23 protein-coding genes are annotated in these 21397 nt (G+C 41.5%); 9 read left to right on the forward strand and 14 right to left on the reverse strand.

The window, feature by feature from the left end:
• Positions 1-2: 2 nt before the first annotated feature.
• Together FTU92_RS01475 and truB are read right to left on the reverse strand one after the other, a co-directional pair.
• On the reverse strand, positions 3-461 hold the full coding sequence (locus tag FTU92_RS01475) for a hemerythrin domain-containing protein (RefSeq protein ID WP_104852619.1): 459 nt from the start codon (positions 459-461) through the stop codon (positions 3-5).
• Between the two features lie 208 nt (positions 462-669).
• Positions 670-1575, reverse strand: a complete 906-nt coding sequence (gene truB / locus FTU92_RS01480) for a tRNA pseudouridine(55) synthase TruB (RefSeq protein ID WP_180095468.1) — start codon at positions 1573-1575, stop codon at positions 670-672.
• A 142-nt stretch (positions 1576-1717) separates the two neighbouring features.
• Between truB and FTU92_RS01485 the strand changes: the two genes are divergently transcribed.
• The 3 genes from FTU92_RS01485 to FTU92_RS01495 all read left to right on the forward strand — a co-directional run bounded on the left by FTU92_RS01485 (position 1718) and on the right by FTU92_RS01495 (position 5225).
• A complete protein-coding gene (locus tag FTU92_RS01485; protein ID WP_180095357.1) occupies positions 1718-2749 on the forward strand; it encodes a lipase secretion chaperone in 1032 nt (343 codons plus the stop codon).
• Between the two features lie 413 nt (positions 2750-3162).
• Complete coding sequence (locus FTU92_RS01490) at positions 3163-4080, forward strand: triacylglycerol lipase (RefSeq protein WP_257218727.1); 918 nt, start codon at positions 3163-3165, stop codon at positions 4078-4080.
• Positions 4081-4256: 176 nt separating this feature from the next.
• Positions 4257-5225, forward strand: a complete 969-nt coding sequence (locus FTU92_RS01495; protein ID WP_179994092.1) for a triacylglycerol lipase — start codon at positions 4257-4259, stop codon at positions 5223-5225.
• A 68-nt stretch (positions 5226-5293) separates the two neighbouring features.
• Here the strand turns inward: FTU92_RS01495 and rplS are convergent, their stop codons facing one another.
• The 12 genes from rplS to ispH form a co-directional block, all read right to left on the reverse strand.
• Positions 5294-5665, reverse strand: coding sequence for a 50S ribosomal protein L19 (gene rplS / locus FTU92_RS01500; protein WP_004974529.1), 372 nt, complete (start codon positions 5663-5665; stop codon positions 5294-5296).
• Positions 5666-5838: 173 nt separating this feature from the next.
• Complete coding sequence (gene trmD, locus FTU92_RS01505; protein WP_154320275.1) at positions 5839-6588, reverse strand: tRNA (guanosine(37)-N1)-methyltransferase TrmD; 750 nt, start codon at positions 6586-6588, stop codon at positions 5839-5841.
• Between the two features lie 42 nt (positions 6589-6630).
• Complete coding sequence (gene rimM, locus FTU92_RS01510; protein WP_096901260.1) at positions 6631-7179, reverse strand: ribosome maturation factor RimM; 549 nt, start codon at positions 7177-7179, stop codon at positions 6631-6633.
• Between the two features lie 28 nt (positions 7180-7207).
• A complete protein-coding gene (gene rpsP / locus FTU92_RS01515) occupies positions 7208-7465 on the reverse strand; it encodes a 30S ribosomal protein S16 (protein ID WP_004974526.1) in 258 nt (85 codons plus the stop codon).
• 138 nt (positions 7466-7603) lie between these two features.
• Positions 7604-8071 carry a type IV pilin protein gene (locus tag FTU92_RS01520; protein ID WP_180095363.1) on the reverse strand — a complete coding sequence of 156 codons (468 nt, stop codon included), beginning with the start codon at positions 8069-8071 and terminating at the stop codon, positions 7604-7606.
• On the reverse strand, positions 8065-8517 hold the full coding sequence (locus FTU92_RS01525; RefSeq protein ID WP_131260621.1) for a type IV pilin protein: 453 nt from the start codon (positions 8515-8517) through the stop codon (positions 8065-8067). The genes FTU92_RS01520 and FTU92_RS01525 overlap by 7 nt, the downstream gene beginning before the upstream one ends.
• Before the next feature lie 10 nt (positions 8518-8527).
• Positions 8528-12160 (reverse strand): pilus assembly protein, encoded by a 3633-nt coding sequence (locus FTU92_RS01530; protein ID WP_180095366.1) that lies wholly within the window; start codon positions 12158-12160, stop codon positions 8528-8530.
• A gap of 15 nt (positions 12161-12175) precedes the next feature.
• Entirely contained in the window at positions 12176-12943 is a 768-nt protein-coding gene (locus FTU92_RS01535) for a pilus assembly PilX N-terminal domain-containing protein (RefSeq protein WP_180095369.1), read from the reverse strand.
• A complete protein-coding gene (locus tag FTU92_RS01540) occupies positions 12940-13977 on the reverse strand; it encodes a PilW family protein (RefSeq protein ID WP_180095373.1) in 1038 nt (345 codons plus the stop codon). The genes FTU92_RS01535 and FTU92_RS01540 overlap by 4 nt, the downstream gene beginning before the upstream one ends.
• 1 nt (position 13978) lies before the next feature.
• Positions 13979-14527 carry a type IV pilus modification protein PilV gene (gene pilV / locus FTU92_RS01545; protein WP_180095376.1) on the reverse strand — a complete coding sequence of 183 codons (549 nt, stop codon included), beginning with the start codon at positions 14525-14527 and terminating at the stop codon, positions 13979-13981.
• Positions 14527-14976: a Tfp pilus assembly protein FimT/FimU gene (locus FTU92_RS01550; protein WP_180095379.1), complete on the reverse strand. Its 450-nt coding sequence runs from the start codon at positions 14974-14976 to the stop codon at positions 14527-14529. The genes pilV and FTU92_RS01550 overlap by 1 nt, the downstream gene beginning before the upstream one ends.
• A gap of 164 nt (positions 14977-15140) precedes the next feature.
• Positions 15141-16091, reverse strand: coding sequence for a 4-hydroxy-3-methylbut-2-enyl diphosphate reductase (ispH, locus tag FTU92_RS01555; RefSeq protein WP_180095382.1), 951 nt, complete (start codon positions 16089-16091; stop codon positions 15141-15143).
• 133 nt (positions 16092-16224) lie between these two features.
• Here ispH and gmk point away from each other — a divergent pair, with 133 nt between their 5' ends.
• The 6 genes from gmk (at position 16225) to bfr (ending at position 21382) form a co-directional block, all read left to right on the forward strand.
• The gene (gene gmk / locus FTU92_RS01560; RefSeq protein ID WP_180095385.1) at positions 16225-16848 is read left to right on the forward strand and encodes a guanylate kinase; all 624 of its coding nucleotides are present in this window, start codon (positions 16225-16227) and stop codon (positions 16846-16848) included.
• 76 nt (positions 16849-16924) lie between these two features.
• Positions 16925-17206 (forward strand): DNA-directed RNA polymerase subunit omega, encoded by a 282-nt coding sequence (gene rpoZ, locus FTU92_RS01565; RefSeq protein ID WP_004809957.1) that lies wholly within the window; start codon positions 16925-16927, stop codon positions 17204-17206.
• A 222-nt stretch (positions 17207-17428) separates the two neighbouring features.
• Positions 17429-19531, forward strand: a complete 2103-nt coding sequence (locus tag FTU92_RS01570) for a bifunctional (p)ppGpp synthetase/guanosine-3',5'-bis(diphosphate) 3'-pyrophosphohydrolase (RefSeq protein WP_180095388.1) — start codon at positions 17429-17431, stop codon at positions 19529-19531.
• Positions 19532-19653: 122 nt separating this feature from the next.
• Entirely contained in the window at positions 19654-20037 is a 384-nt protein-coding gene (locus FTU92_RS01575; RefSeq protein WP_004809961.1) for a RidA family protein, read from the forward strand.
• Positions 20038-20209: 172 nt separating this feature from the next.
• Positions 20210-20404 (forward strand): bacterioferritin-associated ferredoxin, encoded by a 195-nt coding sequence (locus tag FTU92_RS01580; RefSeq protein ID WP_167846362.1) that lies wholly within the window; start codon positions 20210-20212, stop codon positions 20402-20404.
• Between the two features lie 513 nt (positions 20405-20917).
• Complete coding sequence (gene bfr / locus FTU92_RS01585) at positions 20918-21382, forward strand: bacterioferritin (RefSeq protein WP_131260631.1); 465 nt, start codon at positions 20918-20920, stop codon at positions 21380-21382.
• The last annotated feature ends 15 nt before the right edge of the window (positions 21383-21397 follow it).

Here is a 21397-nt window from a genome sequence, read left to right on the forward strand (position 1 = left end):
GCTTAAACCAAACTGTCTTTAGACATCTGTTGGTATTTTTCATATTCTGCCAAATATTGCTTGGCTAGACTTTGTTTTTGCTGTTCAGACAAAATTTTGCCTGCCTGCTGAAAAAAGCCATGTTCTTCTTCTTTTAAATGATGATGCACTTTATCTGACAGTTGCTTGGCAATTGCCAGCCAACCCGTGTTGCTCATTTCCGTTTCGGTTAATTGTTCGAGTAATTCATCCATTTGATGATGCTCTGCCAAAGCATGGCGAGTGATATTTAAACCCGCATCAGTCATCATTAAGGGAATATAAAAATAGCGATCTTCTGCCACTGCATGCGCAAATAATTCATTTTTAAGTTGTTCAAATACCGCTCTACGTTCAGGGCTATCACCTGAAGTTTGCGTCAGTTGGCGGGCTAAATCTCGTTGGATGTCGTGACTTTGGCGTAAAGCTTCAAAAATATTCATGTGCAGCCCTCTATTTTTAACCCATGCGCGGCGAACAGATTGATAAGAATCTACTCGCACATCCACATCGGTTTTGGAGTCAGTTTTGATTTCGTTTTTTAATCCTCTAGCTACTATATAGAGGATCAATCCAAATTCCTGCAACTATTTGTATAGAAAGCTTTAATTCACTTACCCACTTTATTCAAGTTATGTATCTGAGCAAAATTTAGAGATTTAAAACCCTTTTCGGTACCAAGCGCTTTTTATCTGTAATTTCAGCCAAACCTAAACACTTTTCACCATCAAAGACCAACACTTGCGCTGCTGCAGGATGGTCAATATTACTTTCCATGCCACGACTAAAATATTCAGCGCGTCCTTCAGGGACTTGAATGTGTAGAAAATGCTGCACAGGCGCATACGCAGGCAGCAATAAGGCTTCACGTTCTGCTTCGCTTAAACTTTCCAAATATTCAATGCTATAGCTTGGAATCAGGTCAAAATGCCCCGTTTTAATCCGATGCAAATAAGTCAGGTGTCCATAAGTACCTAAAGCTTTGGCAATATCTTCACCCAACACACGGATATACGTGCCTTTGGAACAGGTAACATCCAGCGTGATACTGTTTTCGGTAAAGGACAGTAACTCAATCGCATAAATGGTAACTGGGCGCGCTTCACGTTCAATTTCTATGCCTTGACGAGCTAACTCATATAACGGACGACCTTCTTTTTTTAAGGCAGAATACATGGGCGGAACTTGCATAATATCGCCCTGAAACTGCGTCAAAACCTGTTCAATTTTTTCTTGGCTCAATGCTGGCACAACTTGCTGTAACAAGACTTCACCTTCTACATCACCTGTCGTGGTGCTATGCCCGAATTGAATGGTGGTCTGATAGCGTTTTACAGAATCGAGTAAATAATGTGAAAACTTGGTGGCCTCACCTAAACAAATAGGCAACAAACCTGAAGCCAATGGGTCTAATGCCCCCGTATGCCCTGCTTTTTGCGCCCGATACAACCAGCGTACTTTTTGCAAAGCCGCATTGGAACTGATGCCCAAAGGTTTATTTAATAAAAACACACCACTAATGGCACGACGCTGAATTTTAGCCGCAGATGATTTCATAGCAAAAAGTAAGTCAAAGCAAAACTGCGTCATGGTAACAATCTGCCGAGATAAATGACAACTTTTCTAGAACAGCTACCAACTTTTATGGCATATTGAAACCCGATTAAAAAAATAAAACGGATGAAACAGGTGCATCGGAATGCAGAAAAATAAAATATGGATTGTTTTAGCTGTTGTGATTCTAGCCATCGCCGCTTTGGTGTATTGGCTGATGCCGCAGTCAAGCACATCTGAATCTACTTCTCATGAACAGACTGCAGATACACAAAGTGCTGAACAGATACGCATGCAGCAGGCCATGCACAATAACGCTGCTGCGTCATTTTTAAGTCCAAGCCAGCAAGATACCGAAATCAATTGTCAGCTCCGACTAGATTCAAGCAACCGCCTGATCGTTAATGAACAAACCCGCAATTGTTTTGAATATTTTATTACCCAATATGGCGAAAAGAGCCTTGAAGCAATCAGTACAGATTTTAAAGCCTATATTACGCAAAGCCATAAAGAGCCTGCTTTATCGCAAATTTTAGATTTATGGCAGCGTTATTTAGACTACAGAAATGCGTTGGGGCAACTGCAAACACCGAACTTGAGTCAGGAAGATCCGCAATATTACCGCAGCATTTTTAGCAATATGCAAAACCTGCGTAAACAGTATTTTTCAGATTATGAAATTGAAGGTTTATTTGGTACGGAAGATATCTACCACGAATACACCTTAAAACGTATGGCGGTGATGGATGATAAAAAATTGTCCGAAGCTGAAAAAGCGCAGAAATTACAAGAATTATTTAAACAACTCCCGCAAGATTGGCAGGAGAATTTAGAACAGTTAAATACTTTACAGGATTTGCGCAGTTTAACCGCAGCAATTAAAGCACGTGGTGGTTCTGCTGCTGAAATCCGCCAAATGCGTTTAAATCTGGTTGGTCCTGAAGCAACTCAGCGTTTAGAACAATTAGATGGGCAACGCAGTCAGTGGAAATCACGAGTAGAGGATTATTTAAGTACGCGTGATCAAATCATGCAAAGTGGAATGAATGATCAAGCCAAGCAACAAGCCGTGAAACAATTACGCGGACAGCATTTTCAAAATCCACAAGAGCAATTGCGTTTAGAAACCTTTGAACAGGTACATGATCAAGGTGGAAAATTACCTTTTGCTGACTAACATATCTACATAGGAAACTGGGGCATTCAACATGCCCTATTTTTATGCCTGAAAAGCTGTTTTAGTACAAACTCACCACAACGATTTAATATACAAATGTCTATAAATATTAAATAGATATCAATATGCATGTAGATTTACAAATCTCTGGGACAATGCGCAATAACTGTCCCCAAATGATATGTTTTTCTAAATTACGCATGAAAAAATACCTGAGCGTACAAAAAATAGTCGAGAATGACTCACAATAATGTGCCGTAAGCAACGGCAATTTGCATATCTGAGCTTTCAGGAGGGAAGCGAAGCCACCACTTCACTTGTAATAAAAATAAAGAACACAGGATTGTTTTATGACCATCATCTCTAACATACGGGCAATTACATTGGCTGTCACTGGCTGCTTGCTCGGTTCAATGGGTGTCGCTCAAGCTGCTCCAAGCGTGTTGCCTATTCAGGAACAGGCCAAATCTGACTATGCCAAAACCAAATATCCATTACTTATGGTACACGGCTGGCTCGGATGGTCACGCATTGGCAATGAAACCTTTAATATGGATTATTGGTATCAAATTTTGCCAGATATGGCACGTAATGGCGCAACCGTATTTGCCGCACAACTCTCCCCTGCACATCGTACTGAATTTCGAGGTGAGCAACTGATTGCCCAAGTCGAAGAAGTCATGGCAATCACTGGCAAATCCAAAGTCAATTTAATTGGTCACTCACATGGTGGCCCAACAGTACGTTATGTGGCTGCCACCAAACCTGAATATGTGGCATCAATTACCGGTGTTGCAGGAACATTCCGTGGCTCCAAAGTTGCCGATGATATTCAAAATAATCGTTTATCACGCACCGCGTTTAATATTTTAGGCGACTACATGGTGGCTCCACTCATTACTTGGGCGCAGCAACAGCCAGATATGCCTGTCGATTTTGATGCATCGATGGCTTCTTTAACCGAAACAGCGTCTGCAGATTTTAACCGTCGTTTTCCAACCACAGCCTTGGCCGCAAATTGCAGCAGCAGCGGTGCCAAAGTAGATCGCGGAATTCATTACTATTCATGGACAGGTGTCGCTCAAGCCACCAATTTACTAGATATTGACACTGTTTTAATGCAACTCGGCCCACTGTCTTATGCCAATTTAGACAACGATGGCATGGTCGCACGTTGTAGTACCCACATTGGACACGTCATTCGTGACAACTACCGACTGAATCATACCGACCTTGCCAACATGATGTTTGGCTTAACGGGCTTGTTTGCACCTGACCCAGTTGCACTGTATCGACAACATGCCAACCGATTGAAATTACAAGGTTTGTAATAGTAAAGCTCATTTCAATCTTGGCAAAACCATCTTCCTGTGCTTGAAACTCAAGTGCAAGAAGTTCAATAACCATGAATCATTCAGAACTTGCAATCTAGCAAATTTCCTGAATAATGATATTTGACAATAGATATTGTCATGCTAGGAAAGCACAATAAAATAGAGGATGTTATATGAAATATGGATTATTCATTGCAGGCTTAATTGCGGCTAGTACCTTCAGTACCGCGCACGCATCCAATGCAGAACAGGTCAAATCTAACTTCGTGATCTCCAGTTATGCCAAAACCAAATATCCGATTGTGTTTACTCACGGTATGGCAGGCTTTATCAATATTGGTGGAGATCAGTTAGGTGTCGATTATTGGTACCAAATTTTACCCAATTTAGCACGTAACGGTGCAAACGCTTGGGCAACCCGTGTATCTCCTTTTAACTCATCCGAAGTTCGTGGGGAACAACTGGCACAACAGGTCGATGAAATTCTTGCAATTACAGGTGCAAGCAAAGTCAACTTAATTGGTCACTCACATGGTGGGCCCACTATTCGTTATGTTGCAGGCGTGATGCCGTCTAAAGTCGCATCGCTGACTGCGGTCGGTTCACCTAACAAAGGCTCGCCTGTAGCTGACTTTATTTTAAAAGTACAAGGCACACCACTTGAAAAGCCATTAATCGACATGGTCAATTTAGTTTCCAAAACCATCACTTGGGCACAAGGTTTAGATCCAAACAGCTATCCACATGATTCGTTGGCGAGTGCAAAAAGCTTAACTTTGGCTGGTTCTGCACAATTTAACAGCAAATTCCCAATGGGTATGCCAACGACAAGTTGTGGTGAGGGCGCTTATCAAGAAAAAGGCATCCAGTTCTATTCATTTACGGGCAATACGGCTGTCACTAATTTACTTGATCCAGACTCAGCCATGTTGGCGACCAGTTTGTTGATTGATAATGGTCGTGATAATGATGGTTTGGTATCACGCTGCAGCGCCAAATTTGGTAAAACCATTCGTGATAACTACTATTGGAACCACTTAGATGAAGTCAATCAACTCTTGGGCATGAAAGATATTTTTGCACCAGATCCTGTTGATGTGTATCGTCAACATGCCAATCGCTTAAAACTACAAGGTTTATAAACTCAAATAGCAGACATAAAAAAATGCGCCTAAACGGCGCATTTTTTAGCTGTAAAGCAAAGTTAAAATTAACCTTGTTTACGTGCTGGTAATTTCTCACGAATACGTGCAGCTTTACCAGACAATTCGCGTAGGTAGTAAAGTTTAGCACGACGAACGTCACCACGACGTTTCACTTCGATTTTCGCAACGATTGGAGAGTGAGTTTGGAAAACGCGCTCAACACCAACACCGCTAGAAATTTTACGTACTGTGAACGCAGAGTTCAAACCACGGTTTTTCTTCGCAATTACAACACCTTCAAATGCTTGAAGACGTTCACGATCACCTTCTTTTACTTTTACTTGAACGATAACTGTATCGCCTGGTGCAAAAGCTGGGATGTCTTGCTTAAGCTGTGCATTCTCAACAGCTTGTACTAAAGGATGCTTACCACTCATGGGGTATCTCCAATATGTGTGGGTCAGAAGAGGTCTGATTTCCACTGGGTATAGAGGCTAAAGCGCATAGACCCGATTGACTTTCCCTTTATGCCTGACCGCTTCAATGCATAAAGAGCCTATTTAAAAACTACAAACACACTGTCTGTAGCAATTTTGCTTAGACAAACCGATTACTTGGTCTGTCCTTGCGAATCTTTTAGCCATTTTTTTTGCTGCTTGCTCAACTCAACTTTTTCAATCAACTCAGGTCGACGCTCTAAAGTCCGTTGATAACGCTGCAAAAACCGCCATTTTTCAATATTGGCATGGTGTCCCGACTTTAGTACTTCGGGGACATCCAAACCTTCAAAATGGTCTGGCTTGGTATATTGTGGGCAATCTAAAAGACCATCCACAAATGAGTCTTGCACATGAGATTGCTCATCAGACATAGCACCTGGAAGTCTCCGAATAATACTGTCCAACAACACCATTGCAGGTAGCTCCCCACCCGATAAAACGTAATCTCCAATTGACCATTCCTGATCAACATAGTTTTGGATTAAACGCTCATCGACCCCTTCATAACGACCACACAATACAATTAATCCATCATATTCAACGAATTGTTGTACTGCAGTTTCGTTTAAGGTTTTACCTTGTGGCGACATATACACCACAGGTACATGAACTGCTCCTGCTTGCTGTGCAAGCTGTTTGGCATGCTGGATTGCTTGCGCCAAAGGCTCTGCCATCATCACCATACCTGGACCACCACCAAATGGACGTTCATCCACCCTTTTGTAGTTGCCCTGTGCATAATCACGTGGATTAATGCAATGAATTTGCATCAATTCACGTTTTGCTGCACGTCCGCTAATACCGTAAGCTGTAATCGCTTCAAACATTTCAGGAAAAAGCGTAATGACTGCAAAAAACACCGCAGACTCCTCTATTTTCCTGCTCTGCGAATCCTGAATGGATTAATAATCTACGCCCCAATTTACGTAGATGCGACCCGCTTCGAGATCAACGCGTTGTACCACATCTTTATGCCATGGAATCATACGCTCTTCGCTATCGACGCTATCGGCAGTTGCGCGAACTACCATCACGTCATTGGCACCTGTTTCAAACAGTTCATGGATTTGACCGAGGTTCACTTCTTGTTCGTCATCGTCCAGACCTAACACTGTTAGACCTTTTAAATCAGACCAATAATACTCGTCCACGCCTGGTTGAGGCAGTTGCGCTTTTGAAATCCAGATATTTGCGCCAACCAAGTTGTCTGCTGCGGTACGATCACTCACACCTTTTAAGCTGACCACCAAGCCTTTGCCATGTGGTTTCCAACGTTTTACATCGACCATTTGCCAACCTGCTTTGGTTTCAATGTACCAAGGCAGGTAGTCAAATATGTTGCTCATGGGTTCTGTATTGGAATAGACCCAGAGCCACCCATTTAATCCATAAGCTGAACGTAGCTGTCCAATCTGAATACGATCTTCGGGCACATTCTGTGTTGGTGTCATGGGCTACCTACTACTTAATTTGTAAAAATTATGCAGCAGCTGCAGCTTTTTTAGCTTGAGCAGCTAAAGAAGCAACACGTTCAGAAGGTTGAGCACCTTGTGCAACCCAGTGAGCAAAACGGTCAGCATCTAAACGAAGTTTTTCTGCTTTACCTTGAGCTGTTGGGTTGAAGAAACCAATACGCTCGATGAAACGACCGTCACGCGCATTGCGGCTGTCAGTTACAACGATTTGATAGAATGGACGCTTTTTAGCACCACCACGAGTAAGACGAATAACTACCATGATACAACCTTATAGTTTTTACGGATTATCCCTGTATCGACCATCGATACATTTCAAACCCCTTTCATAGAGGGCAGTATTTTACGTGAATTTTGCCCTGAATGAAAGATCAAAACGTATTTATCCGCAGGTTTGAATTTATTTGCCGTCCCAATTGGAAGTTGCAGATGGAACACAAGCTGTACCACTATTCTTATCAGAACCCTTGGTCCAACAGCGCTGCCCACGATGATTTAATACCAAATGACCATCCGTACTTTGTGATCCTGTTGGTGTTGCAGTTAAAGTCCACGTGTTTGCAGTTACTCCAGTCAGAGTAACTGTATAAAGTGCTTGTCCTTGGCGTGGAATTGTTAATGGAACTGTTTCTCCAATATTTGCCAATGTAATTGGATTTCCATCAGCTTGTATAAACGTAAAATTGGCAACTTTGTAGCGCTGTAATTTACTAGCAAGCTCCATAAGCTCTGCTTGAGCTTCAACACGTTTTGTTTTACGTACATATTCCTGATAAGAGGGATAAGCTATTGCTGCCAAAATAGCAACGATTGCCACCACAATCATAAGTTCAATCAACGTAAATCCAGAGAAGTGTTTTTTTACCATGCCTCACTCCCTGTTGTATCTGTCCCACATTCTGTAAACGTCACATTGCTGCTGGTTTTATTTTTACAACGAATTCCATTACTACTCATTAAGTAGCTAAAGTTTCGACCATCATTGTGCACAGCACGTATCACCCAACTCGTCCCGCTTGCTGCTGTTGCTGTAAGAGCTGGATTTCCGGCAGCACCATCTCGAACCTCAAAAGTGTAGTTTTGAACAGCATTGGGAGTAAGATTAAAGCCTAAATAATTAAAATTACGTGATTTCCAACGTTCAAGTTCACTTGCTAAGCGCTGCACCTCTTGCTGTGCTTGTGCAGCATTTGCTCTACGCACATATTCCTGATAACTTGGAATAGCGATTGCTGCAATAATTGCAACAATCACAACTACAACCATCAGCTCAATTAAGGTAAAACCTTTCTGAATAGATAATGCATTATTCATATATCTGCCCCTACCTAATCGAACTAATTTTTTCATACCAGCGTTGAGGAATTAGACAAACTTGAGTTGGCTCCCCATCACTACTTCCAGACTGGTTATAAACTCTGATTGAATCTGCATTCAAGCAATAATTTTTCTCACTTCCACCACCAGTACCACCACCAGTACCACCACCAGTACCGCCACCAGTGCCACCACCTGTACCACCACCAATTACTGCAATAGTATGAATACCAGGGCCCTGATTATCTTTACTAAACCAATCATTGCCAAATTTACTTGGTTCACATTGCCCGTAAGGTAGACAAAAACGAGTTACAAAACTTTCTCCTTTCACACCTGCCCCACAGTCACCCGAAATACCAGGCTTAGATCCATCAAAAGTAGAAACATGCAACACCGACTTCATCGCCACTGGCGTACCATATACTTTTTCACTTTGTACTTTAAAAGATTGGAATGGATAATACCAACCGTTGCTACTCGTATATGGTGCTTTTAAAGTCGAATTATTTTTACGATCACTTTCAGTAATTAAACCCAAGTTATTTTTGCGTATATTTTGTGTGGTATAGCTATAACCTGTCTTATATAGATCTCGATTAGCAACATCTTTATCATAAATATTAAATATTGCGTCTTCGCTATATCCTAAGCCGTTGGTATATTCAGCTAAAGGTGAGCTTCTATTACCACTGCCTATAGATATCACTGCAAAAGTTTCCCCAGTCGTTGACTTATATAAGGAAAAAGCAGGCATATCATAAAAACGTGTTTTCTTCCCATCTGTGACTGTTAAATCCAACAGACGCACAGGACTTTTTGCAAAAGCACCTAAAGTCTTCGTTTTATTGTCCAAATCAATACGGAATACCTGCCCACCCAGATCACCAAAATATAAATGATCAGTTAAACCATCACTGTCACGGTCGACCGTTCTAATTTCACTGACTACACTATATTTTAAATCATCATGATGTGTTCTTATCACACCCGAATCTGTTGAAGCACTGCTACTGGATCCTGCATTAGCACTCGCCCACCACAAGAGTTCTCCATTGTCGGCATCAAACATATAAACACCAGCACCGCGTTTATTGTTCTGCACATATTCATCATTTTCATAACCAGCATCATAGCCGCCACCAACGAACATCACTTGTGTTCGTTTTCCATTCCAATTTACCCACGCCAAACGTGGTTTAGACCAACTTTGTCCCATGTAGCTTAAAGGCCCTGAGGTTACAGCATCAGGATTAATATGAAACTTGAGTTTAGGATTATTCATATCTTGTAAATCGAGTGCATAATAGCTACGCCCACCCATGCGTAAGCCGCCATATACATTCAATTTACCTTCTTGGCTATATGCACCTTTTCCTACAACCAATTTACCTGTTGAATTGACAGCATATTCAGTATAAGCCGTCCAAGGGCCATCAACCCCATAATAGAGTTTGCTCAAACCACCATTAGATAACTCTGGTATTGAAAAAGCTTCTTTTTGACTCTCAAGCATTTCATTTGGTACAAAAGCAAATTTTTCATCACCTGTTTTGGCATCTACAACATGTAATAAACCTTGCGTTGTACCAAATAAGACAAAGTCTTTACGTTCGGTTGTATCAAGCTTGTTATCTATAAACTTAATTTCACCCTCTGTTGTTAATAAAACAGGAGATGAATGCATTACAGCACCTAATTGTCGAAGCTCTTCCACGGCACCCAAATTACTTATCGTGCTTGGATTATTGAGTTGACTTTCAGACAGCTTATATCCTAAGAGAGACATTAAATATCCTCTATATGGATCATTTTTTGTGTCATCTTGAGTTAAATAATCTAAATTGACACGTTGTAGATTCGTACCGCTTTCAAACGCAGAAGTTGCTGTATTAAAAGTACGGTTTGTGAGTAATTTACGAGAAGCTATTGCTGGTGCTGTCGGATTACTACGTAATTTAAGCTGTTCTAACACACCTCCTGAGGTCGTAACATCTGAAGTCCAATAATCACTTACATCTTTTTTAATCGCTCCACGATCATCAAAAATGCTTGCTCCACTTTTACCCACCAATTTCCCTGAGCTATGTACCAAGTATTTTTTCAAATTCCCCAACCATGATTGAGTTGGTTTTTCTGGTGTAGGTTGAAATTGTGGGAAATAAGCATTGTTTTGCAATACGGACGGATTCAGCGCATCCGCAGGAATTGTAGGTGAACCTGTGGTAACCGAAGGGATTTCTTTACTTAAGCTGCTAATAAAATCATTTACGCTATTTACGACATCTTGTGACTCATTACCTGAATACCAACCGCCTTCTCCAATAATTCCCCAACGTGCAGCATTCTTAATATCATTTGCCAAACTATTCCCTGACAAATTCGCATTATTAACGTTTTGTAAATTTTGATCTTGAGATAAACTTTTATCGTAAGAACTTACTGAGTTGAATGCCGACCCAAAACCAACAACAGCTGTTTTAATGGTCAACGAACTCGGGTTAGACGTAGCGTCTAATAAAGATTGTGAGAACTTGCCAATACAGCTCCATGCCCCATCAGTTCCATAAGTTGGGTTGTTAACTTCTGATAATAAGCTCCCATCACAATTAAAATTTGTATTATCAAGTGCACGCCCCATTAAACTACTCGCAATACTCACTGAACTTTGGTTGGGTTCACCATCAGTTAATACATATATACCTTGACCACTACACTGCCTCATCTCTTCAGTCTGTCTCAAGGAGTTAGGTTGAAGATAATTACTTCCATTGTTAGTCAAAGGATCTGATGATGAAAAACCGCTATAAGCTGAATCTGCAATTTTTTCTTTATAAAGATAATAATAACCACCAGAAGTAATATAATAATCGAAATCAGGAGTAGAAGTGTACGTACTTGAATATCCACCACACCCTCCTGTAGTTGTAGGCAATAGACACTTGTAAAATCTTGAAGGATACCCTGTTGGCAATCTACCAAGTATACCACCTTCTGTTTTACCTGTAGTTGTACCCAATAGATATGCAGCAGCTTCTGCATATGCATTTGCTGTCGGAGTTCGCCCTGTGGCCTGAAAGTCAGAAGACGCTATCGTCTCAAGAAGCAATTGTCTTTGGGTTTTCGACCCAACTAGCTCACCTAATGGTCTTGCTGGAATACGCACCCGTCCTGTATTTCCTTGAAAGGTACTTAATCCAATAACTTTTGTATCATCCAATCGCTCAATATTTTTTTCTGCATTCCCATATAACAAATCAAACATCCCATCTTTTACACGCGTAATACGATCATAATAGCGGTGTGCACTGTTTGAACTGCCATTCTGGCACCATTGCCGAATATAACTTGGTGCACCAGCAATGTATGTTTCTGTCGCAGACTTTATTGTGCCAGCACTCACCCCTTTTGGCAGGTCACATGCCCCCCCTCCACCTCCTGCTTTTCTGTCCATACTTCCTGATAAGTCCAGCAAAAACATTAATGTAATATCACCAGACCTTGCAGTCTGATAAATATCAATATCACTTGCCTGTGCAATACCACTTAAAGTTGTACCCGTCACCACGGCGCTAATACTGGTGGCAAGTAGAGTCCGAATATAAGCTTTGTGCAAAGCATTTTTCTTCATTTTATTCATTTTCTTACTCCAATATTAACTAAAGTCTTGAGCAATAACATATTCATTGACATGTGAGGCAAAAGGAATATTTAAACTGTCTAGACACTCGGTTACACTTAATCTCTCAGGTGCATTTTCATTCACTGTTGTACCATCAGGAATCGTCACTTCATTCATACGCTGTTGTAAGCATTCGTTAATACGAGTGCGATCTACATTGCTAATGCCAGGCGTAATAGACACAGCAAATACTTTTACAACTTTCACCGCCTCCAGACGCTTTAATACCTCCTCATCAGTGTTATAAAGTGCACCAAAAAAAGGATCTGTGTCAGGCATACTACTTGGAAACTTAACCGCAACCTGAGTCATTGTTACTCTACGACCACTGGTAAAAAAATTACCTGCTTTTTCAACATCACAATAACCATTGGTCCCCATCATATTGTTGGTTGGCTTCGTATCGCCTTCACGCCACTGCATTAAACTTGCCTGATTTAAGTTAAAGAAATCAGTGTTTGTTCCTCTAAAACAAAACACCATTTCCATATCCTTTCTATTCGGCGTATCTATAAATCCAAACATGCCGTTAGAAGCCAAACTGCGAAGTAAATTACGCTCTTCTTCTACATTAAAAAAAGCTGCATCAGAGTTTTGTACAAGTAATTGTTGCACCTGACTATTGGTTGCGATATTCAACCCAACCATACTTTGACGAATCGCTAAAGTTCCAATAATGGTAATTGCCACCAAAAAAATCAGAACAATAATCAGGGTAGAGCCCTGTTGTCTAAACTTCATTGCCCACGCCCTCCAAAAGTGTTGCGCAATGCAACAGTCTGAGAAACAACCTGACGAACATATCTTGCATTAGTATTTGTAGGCACTGTGACCGAAACTGTTTGGTCTAACACTCTAAATTGCTGGTCATCTCTAATTAAATTATCACGCCCAACCGTTTGCGCAGAACGCACTAATGCGCCTATCTGTAACGATAGAATACGTGGCTTAGGTGCAGCGAGTGCCATATACTCATCTACTGGAACATATTGATAACGACTATTGTTTTCTATTCCTAGCAATACACGAAAATGATCCACTCGCTTCATAATAATTTCACCATCTCCGCCAAAACCCGTTACAGCTGTTGGGTTTACTCGTGTGCCACTCGCATTCACATGTGGCTCAGCATACCAACCAGCATCACAGGCTAACGCCAAAGTTTGGTTCGGCTCATCTGCAGAAGCATTCGTGTCTGTCCGCAAAAAATAACGCTGTACAATAATTCTTTTAGGTAAAGTTATAGCAAACTGAATAGGGTTTCCCTCACAATCAAAACCACCAAACCATTCACCATCCACTTCTATATATTGAGGTCTATATTGGATCACCAATTGATCACTCATTAAGTCATCGCCAAGATCACACCCTTCAGAATCTAAAGCACACTCTACATTTGAGTCATGCAAAGCACTTCTAGAAAGTAAATTTGCATTTGCAGAGTTACCAGTAATTGTTCTAAATAAATTGCTCAGCGGAATTGCTGGAGTTGAATTGTCTTTATCAGCATTTATAGAAGAGGTTAAAACCACGCCACCATAGGAAGTACGGTCATTAATTACAGCTTGATCTACATTTAAATTTGCTAAACGAATATCTTTTGTGATTTGATTTAGACCAAAGTTGGCATTATCTTGCACATCAGCCATACCTCGCTGCAAAAAATAACCCTTCTGTCCTGTGAAAAATAATAAAATTGCAGATGCAGTAATCACTAAACCTAAAGCAAGTGCAATCATGAGCTCAATCAGAGTAAAACCCTTCTGCTTGATCATCTCAATACACCTCCATAATTAGGCAAGTAGAATTAGCATTATAGGCAGCGCCATTTGTACAATCGTCAGCACCATCCCCATTGGTTGCACTTGTATCATTCCACGCCACATAAATACACTGACGCTCATTAACATTACCCTGACAAGGCAACATGTTCACTGTCATACCTATCGTTTCTGCTTTTACAGCGACTTGCGCAACATCAAAATCAGCCATTTCTGTAGAGTTACAATTTTCTTCAATACAGTTCCTTGCAAAAGCTCTTAAAGTGGCTTGTGTTGCAATTGCTTGCCCCGCAGGACAGGTAATAGATGTATCTGCATTCCTAAACTCACAAACATACTCCCCCACTCCCCCACGATTCACCCTGATTCTTTCAGCCAAGTCTCTTGCAATATTTACAGCTTGCACTCTATAGGTGCTCTCAGACGAAGCCTCAATAGCTCGATATTGCAATGCCACAAAACCTAATAAACCTAATGCAAGAATAAGTAATGCCACCAAGATTTCAACCAAACCCACACCACGTTGCTGACTCATTGTTTTCATTAGCAAGTCCCCTCTGCAACCTGTTGAATCGTCCCCATTCTAGAAATACTCACAATTCTTGAAATAGATCCACCTGCCTCATTACAGATATTAAAAGTTGTGTCGCTATTCGCCCCCCGAACACTCCCGTTAATTGCAAATTCGATTGAAGTAGGGCTTGAAACTAATATTGCATTACCTTTCGGCATCCAATTTAATTCGTCTTCAGTATTTCCAACTGGAGTATCCAACCGAGCTGTGCTGAGCTGCACCCCTACTACTCTACGCTCAAGCACGGCTTTTGCCCTTGCTTGAGTCAATACAGCAATTAACTCTTGGCTACTACTATTTAAATTTTGTCGGAGCATCATGTCTCTGAATGCAGGAGCCGCCATCATCGCGATAATCGCTATCACCGCAATCGTCACCATCAACTCAATTAAGGTGAACCCGTTTTCTTTTCTTTGCATACTCCCCCCCAAGACACAGACTTTGCCCTATTGAAAATAGTAGCGAACAACTTTACAAAACCCTCACACTTCATGATAAAAGGCATAAAAAAGCAGATAACCGTCATGCAACAGTTATCTGCCTATTTTTCATCAATTTTTTAGAGTGTTATGTACTTCGCAGTTTAAGCCTGTATTACAGGAATACGTAACTCTTTGGGCAAACTAAAGGTAATGTTTTCTTCACGTCCAGCCAACTCTTCAGGTGCTGTTGCGCCCCAATCCTGCAAGCGTTGAATCACCTGTTTAATTAAAATTTCAGGTGCAGATGCGCCCGCAGTCACCCCAATTTTTGTATTCGGTTGAAACCATGCTTGGTTTAATTCATCGGCATTATCCACCAAGTAGGCTTGTTTCCCCATACGCTCTGCAAGTTCGCGTAAACGGTTAGAGTTGGATGAGTTAGGCGAACCAACCACCAACACCACATCACACTGATTGGCTAAGTCACGCACTGCATCCTGACGGTTTTGAGTGGCGTAGCAAATATCGTCTTTACGTGGCCCTTGAATATTTGGATATTTTTGGCGCAAGGCATCAATGACTTTGGCAGTGTCATCAATTGACAACGTGGTTTGTGTCACAAAAGCCACTTTATCTGGATGCTGAACCGCAAGTGCAGCCACATCATCTTCATCTTCCACCAAATAAATTTCACCGCCATTTTTCTTGTCGTACTGACCCATCGTCCCTTCAACTTCGGGGTGGCCTTCGTGACCAATTAAAATCGCCTCTGTGCCTTCACGCGCATATTTGGTGACTTCAATATGTACTTTGGTGACCAACGGACAAGTGGCATCAAACACTTTTAAGCCACGACGCTCCGCTTCTTGCTGCACTGCTTTAGATACGCCATGTGCACTAAAAATCACGATGTTGTCATCGGGTACTTCATCCAGCTCATCGACAAAAATCGCACCGCGCTGACGCAAGTCATCTACCACAAATTTGTTGTGAACCACTTCGTGACGCACATAAATAGGTGGGTTAAAACACTCAAGGGCACGATTTACAATCGCAATTGCTCGGTCTACACCTGCACAAAAACCACGTGGATTCGCCAATACAATTTCCATAGAACCCTCTATGTTGAAGTTAAATAGGTGGGATGTTTAAAATTTATGCCAACAAAAGCCATCTTGGCTATTTTGTTTAAGGGGCGTCTACTCTAAAATAGAGAAGATATTTTATCATATCAGGAAAAATATCATGTCGGGTCTATTGTTTGTCGTTTCTGCCGCTTCAGGAACAGGCAAAACATCCCTCGTTAAAGCCCTGCTTGAGCGTGTGAATAATTTACACGTTTCAGTTTCTCACACAACACGTGGTCAACGTCCCGGCGAACTCGATGGTGTGCATTATCACTTCACGCAAAAACAAGATTTTATCGACTTGGTAGAACAAGGCGGTTTTATTGAGTACGCAGAAGTGTTTGGTAATTATTACGGCACAGCCCAAGCCACAGTGAAAGATCAGTTAGCCAAAGGTCACGATGTGTTACTGGAAATTGACTGGCAAGGTGCGCAGCAGGTGCGCAATCTTTTTCCTGAATCGAAGCAAATTTTTATTCTCCCACCAAGCCAGTTCGATTTACGTGAGCGCTTGTCTAACCGCGGCACCGATGCCGTTGAAGTGATTGAGCATCGTTTAGGCTGTGCGGTGGAAGATATGCAGCAATATGTCAATTTTGACTATGTGATTATTAATGATGACTTTAATAAGGCACTGCATGATTTAGAAGCGGTTATTATTGCCAACCGATTGGTTTTGGCACAACAAGCCAACCGTCATCAAGAGTTGATTCAGAAATTAATTAGCCCACCAACGGTGTGATTAAAACTTGAGTCTATAGACAAAGCACCTTATACTGCACAGTCTGTTTAAATTTATTATTCGAACGAGAATTCTTATGGCACGCGTTACCGTTGAAGATTGTTTAGACCATGTAGACAACCGCTTTGAGCTTGTACTAGTGGCAAGCAAGCGCGCGCGTCAATTGGCACGTCAAGGCATTGAGCCAACTGTAGAGTGGGACAATGACAAGCCAACTGTAGTGGCATTACGTGAAATTGCAGAAGGTCACGTTTCTAAAGACATTTTGAAACAACGTGATCAAGATTATCAAACTTCGAGTCTTGACCTCGCACTTTCAGCAAATAACTTGAATTTAGATGGTTTTTCTTTCCAATAAGAACGACTTTCTGAAAAAGCCTAGTTTTTTACTAGGCTTTTTTGTTGTCTGAACTTTAATCTTGCGCTAAAAACCGTTATAACATAAGGATTAAGACCTAATTTTAAATGGTCTAATGACCTTATGTTTTGGTACAAAAAAAATTGACAAGTCATGCAATATGCTTTTCATTATAAGGTCTAACTGTAGATTCGTTATCACTTGTATTTTAAAGGGTGTTATATGCCAGGCACGATGGTTAGCCAAGCCAAACAACAGCTTCAAGCCATGATCGAACCTTACCTGAGTGTAAGTGAAGTCGAACAGGTGCTTACGGCTTGCGATTATGCCGAACATGCGCATGATGGCGTTACCCGTAAAAGTGGTGAACCGTATGTGTTACACCCGATTGCGGTGAGTTGTATTTTGGCGCACATGCGTTTGGATGCCGACACGCTCATTGCTGCCCTATTGCATGACGTCATTGAAGATACCGACTACAGCAAAGATGACATCACGGAGAAATTCGGGCGTACCGTTGCCGAACTAGTCGATGGTGTGACCAAACTTAGCCATTCCAGCGATAAGGAATACAACAAGGCCGCATCGTTCCGTAAAATTCTGCAAGCGACCTTACAGGATCCACGTGTCATTATTGTGAAACTGGCAGACCGCTATCACAACATGACCACTTTAGATGCGCTGCGACCAGACAAACGCGCACGCATTGCCCAAGAAACCTTTGATGTGTTTGTACCTATGGCACGTATCGTGGGTATGAATGAAATGGCGGATAACCTTGAACATCTGTGTTATCAAAACCTAGATTTAGATATGTATAACGATGTGCAAGCCGCCCTTTTACACACCAAGCCAAAACGCTGTGAATACCAGTCCAAATGGGAACAAAACCTTGCCGACCTACTCCAAGACAATCAAATTACCGGTCGGATTAAAAAGAAAAATAACAATATTGAATTACTGCGCCACTTTGTTAAAAACGATATTGATCTACAAGAACTGACCCACAGCCATGCGTTTGAAATTATTTTACAAAGCATTGCTGACTGTGACCGTTTGGCCGATATTTTACGTGACAGCTTTCAGGTCTTGCATTATGAAGATCATATCCGTCGCCCCCTGCCAGGGGGTAACCAATCACTCATGATGCGTCTAAAAGGTGAACAAACCACCTTATCACTCACCATTCAAACTGAATTGATGCGTAAAGCCGCACGTTTTGGCGTAGTCTTGGGTGAAAACGCACCGCAAGCCTGCCGTTCTGCCATTCAAGCCTCTATGAAAAGCTTGAATGTGTTGATTGATGGTGAATGTGCCAAAACTACATTTAGCGATTTACTGGATTATCTGCACCAAGAGAAAATTCATGTTTATACCCCGCACGGACATTTACATGAATTGCCGCAAGGTGCCACCGCTGTTGATTTTGCCTATGCAGCCAGTTTGTTCTTAGGTAACCACGCAGTCGGTACAAAAATTAATGGTGAAAGCAAACCACTTTCGACGCCACTCATCAGCGGGCAAGTGGTCGAAATCATCACCGATGTTTTAGCCACACCAAACCCAGACTGGCTGAGTTTTATTAATACCCAAAAAGCCCGTCGTGCCTTACAAAACATTCTGCGCGATCAAGATATTGAAGAACAGCGTTTGGTGGGTCAGCAAGCGCTGAACCGTGCGCTAAAATTGTTTAATCACTCGATTCAAGACCTAACCGAAGCAGATTGGTTAAATGTGTTGCAATGGCGTCATATCGACTCCAAAGACCGTTTATTTGAGCAAATTGCAGTCGGTGATTTATTACCGCAGTTGGTGGCGAACCACATTTACGCTCTCGATCAGGACAGCAGCGAACATTCTGACCGTCTGATTCAAGGCACAGAAGGCATTGACGTGAAATATGCACACTGTTGCAATCCTGTGCTGGGCGACCCGATTCAGGGCAACTTGTCACGTCGCGGTTTGATTGTGCATCGTGCGCGTTGCAATAACTTACTGCATGAGCAACATCAACATCCTGAAAACATCATGCCACTACAATGGACTTCTGAAGATGTCGATGACGTGAGTTTTACCGCTTACCTCAGCATTGATATGGATATGAATGACGAACAAATTTCCGATTTGATCTATCAATGCCGTAAGGCCAAAACGGGTGTGGAAATGGTACGCAGCCACGATGGCAAGACTCATGTGAATATTGTGGTCAATAACCGTAAGCAAATTGCCAAAATTATTCGTGATTTGCGTATGCACTACGGTTTCCCACGGATTAGCCGTTTAGCGCGTCCAATTAGCATTGCCGAAGAAGCCAAAGCCTGTTAAGGGCTTGGCAAGGCAATTTGCCTACACAGTACAGACACTACTTTTCGCATTAGTTACCAATAAGACTACTGTGATGCAGTCTGATGGTCTATGATGTTTATAAATTATTTTAGGAGAAATCAATGTCTCGCCAAGTCATCCATACTGAAAATGCACCTGCAGCAATTGGTACTTACTCACAAGCTATTTTAGTGGGCAATACCGTTTATTTATCAGGTCAAATTGGTTTAGACCCGTACAGCATGGAATTGGTAGAAGGCATTGAAGCGCAAATTCGCCGCGTATTTGATAACTTAAAGGCCGTTTGCGAAGCGGCGGGTGGCTCTTTGGCCGATATTGCCAAGCTCAATATTTTCCTGACGGATTTATCACACTTCCAATTGGTCAATCAGATTATGGGTGAATATTTTGCACAACCTTACCCTGCGCGTGCAGCCTTAGGTGTGGCCAGCTTACCTAAAGGTGCTTTAGTTGAAATGGATGGCGTTGTGATTATCAATTCATAAGTCATTATCATTCAAATACTTAAAAACAAATAAACGATGCCACCTATTAAGTGGCATTTTTTAATTCAAAAACCCAATTACAATAAATGACTTTTCAAATGATTTTTATTGACAAACGATAATAATTATCAATAATAACTCTTATCTTATTTCAATTATTGTGGTTGCATTCATGTACGTTTGCTTATGCCGTGGTATTACAGATCAAGACATTAAAGAAGCCGTTGCCAATGGTGCAGACAGCTATCGTGAAATTCGCGATATGTTTGACTTGGGCACCTGTTGTGGTCGCTGTGCGCCTGAAACTCGCACCATCATTAGCGATGAAATTGCACAAATTGCGTCTCGTCTTGCCGTTGCTGCCTAAAGCTGCCGTTTTATTGCTCTCCCGCATTTCAGTATTATAATTTTTACTCAGTGTTTCCTCTCCCGCTTTCGACTACAGCGGGTTTTTCTTGGCTTACATTTTTCCACATTGCCTAGCTAATTGTTTTTGATTGCGATTTTCATTTGCGGTCTGGGGTCTATTTATATTTCATCTATGTTTGCGACTACGCATATTTTTTTAGCTGATATAAGGCATGGGACAGGAAATTTAGTCATTCTAAATGACTGGCACATAACGCAATAGCAGCAAAAAATATGCTTGTCCTGAAAGGCTGTGGCTAAAACTTTCTCAGATTGCGTTATGAAACTTGGCAATAGTCTCGCTATTCCCTTCGTTTCATGCCTGATCTGCTCAGTTTTAGCCGACAGCGCAAACCATTTATGAAGTATAAATAGCCCCTAAATCACTCGCCATTTTGCCCAGTCTTGTTTAAGATAGAAATATAGATTGCCTTAAGCGGTTTAAGGCAGAAATTGTTGATGGAGTGCTGCAATGAAAGGCAATCGTGATGTGATTAATCAACTCAACCAAGTTTTGTATCATCACCTGACTGCGATTAACCAATATTTTTTACATTCACGTATGTTTAATGATTGGGGCATTGAACAACTCGGCTCGGCTGAATATAAAGAGTCGATTCGTCAAATGAAACATGCTGACAAAATTATTGAACGTATTTTATTTTTAGAAGGGCTGCCAAACTTACAACACTTGGGCAAATTGTATATCGGTCAGCATACAGTTGAAGTTTTGAACTGCGATGTGCGTAAAGTCCAAGAAAATATTGAAGCGATTCAAAAAGCGGTGGTTTTGGCAGAGCAGCAATTGGACTATGTAACCCGTGATTTGGTTCAGGAAATTCTAGAGAAAGAAGAAGAGTACTTAGACTGGGCAACGACACAGCTTGATTTGGTTGAAACTGTGGGTATTGAAAACTATATTCAAAGCCAACTCTAAGATTCATCTGGTTTA

The sequence above is a fragment of the Acinetobacter sp. YH12205 genome (assembly GCF_013418125.1).
Taxonomy (GTDB): Bacteria; Pseudomonadota; Gammaproteobacteria; order Pseudomonadales; family Moraxellaceae; genus Acinetobacter; species Acinetobacter towneri.

What these genes read in the sequence shown, in the direction of transcription:
- FTU92_RS01475 (WP_104852619.1), bottom strand. Translation starts at nt 461, where the DNA reads ATGAATATTTTTGAAGCTTTACGCCAAAGTCACGACATCCAACGAGAT.
- truB (WP_180095468.1), bottom strand. Translation starts at nt 1,575, where the DNA reads ATGAAATCATCTGCGGCTAAAATTCAGCGTCGTGCCATTAGTGGTGTG.
- FTU92_RS01485 (WP_180095357.1), top strand. Translation starts at nt 1,718, where the DNA reads ATGCAGAAAAATAAAATATGGATTGTTTTAGCTGTTGTGATTCTAGCC.
- FTU92_RS01490 (WP_257218727.1), top strand. Translation starts at nt 3,163, where the DNA reads ATGGGTGTCGCTCAAGCTGCTCCAAGCGTGTTGCCTATTCAGGAACAG.
- FTU92_RS01495 (WP_179994092.1), top strand. Translation starts at nt 4,257, where the DNA reads ATGAAATATGGATTATTCATTGCAGGCTTAATTGCGGCTAGTACCTTC.
- rplS (WP_004974529.1), bottom strand. Translation starts at nt 5,665, where the DNA reads ATGAGTGGTAAGCATCCTTTAGTACAAGCTGTTGAGAATGCACAGCTT.
- rimM (WP_096901260.1), bottom strand. Translation starts at nt 7,179, where the DNA reads ATGACACCAACACAGAATGTGCCCGAAGATCGTATTCAGATTGGACAG.
- rpsP (WP_004974526.1), bottom strand. Translation starts at nt 7,465, where the DNA reads ATGGTAGTTATTCGTCTTACTCGTGGTGGTGCTAAAAAGCGTCCATTC.
- FTU92_RS01520 (WP_180095363.1), bottom strand. Translation starts at nt 8,071, where the DNA reads ATGGTAAAAAAACACTTCTCTGGATTTACGTTGATTGAACTTATGATT.
- FTU92_RS01525 (WP_131260621.1), bottom strand. Translation starts at nt 8,517, where the DNA reads ATGAATAATGCATTATCTATTCAGAAAGGTTTTACCTTAATTGAGCTG.
- FTU92_RS01530 (WP_180095366.1), bottom strand. Translation starts at nt 12,160, where the DNA reads ATGAATAAAATGAAGAAAAATGCTTTGCACAAAGCTTATATTCGGACT.
- FTU92_RS01535 (WP_180095369.1), bottom strand. Translation starts at nt 12,943, where the DNA reads ATGAAGTTTAGACAACAGGGCTCTACCCTGATTATTGTTCTGATTTTT.
- FTU92_RS01540 (WP_180095373.1), bottom strand. Translation starts at nt 13,977, where the DNA reads ATGATCAAGCAGAAGGGTTTTACTCTGATTGAGCTCATGATTGCACTT.
- pilV (WP_180095376.1), bottom strand. Translation starts at nt 14,527, where the DNA reads ATGAAAACAATGAGTCAGCAACGTGGTGTGGGTTTGGTTGAAATCTTG.
- FTU92_RS01550 (WP_180095379.1), bottom strand. Translation starts at nt 14,976, where the DNA reads ATGCAAAGAAAAGAAAACGGGTTCACCTTAATTGAGTTGATGGTGACG.
- ispH (WP_180095382.1), bottom strand. Translation starts at nt 16,091, where the DNA reads ATGGAAATTGTATTGGCGAATCCACGTGGTTTTTGTGCAGGTGTAGAC.
- gmk (WP_180095385.1), top strand. Translation starts at nt 16,225, where the DNA reads ATGTCGGGTCTATTGTTTGTCGTTTCTGCCGCTTCAGGAACAGGCAAA.
- rpoZ (WP_004809957.1), top strand. Translation starts at nt 16,925, where the DNA reads ATGGCACGCGTTACCGTTGAAGATTGTTTAGACCATGTAGACAACCGC.
- FTU92_RS01570 (WP_180095388.1), top strand. Translation starts at nt 17,429, where the DNA reads ATGCCAGGCACGATGGTTAGCCAAGCCAAACAACAGCTTCAAGCCATG.
- FTU92_RS01575 (WP_004809961.1), top strand. Translation starts at nt 19,654, where the DNA reads ATGTCTCGCCAAGTCATCCATACTGAAAATGCACCTGCAGCAATTGGT.
- FTU92_RS01580 (WP_167846362.1), top strand. Translation starts at nt 20,210, where the DNA reads ATGTACGTTTGCTTATGCCGTGGTATTACAGATCAAGACATTAAAGAA.
- bfr (WP_131260631.1), top strand. Translation starts at nt 20,918, where the DNA reads ATGAAAGGCAATCGTGATGTGATTAATCAACTCAACCAAGTTTTGTAT.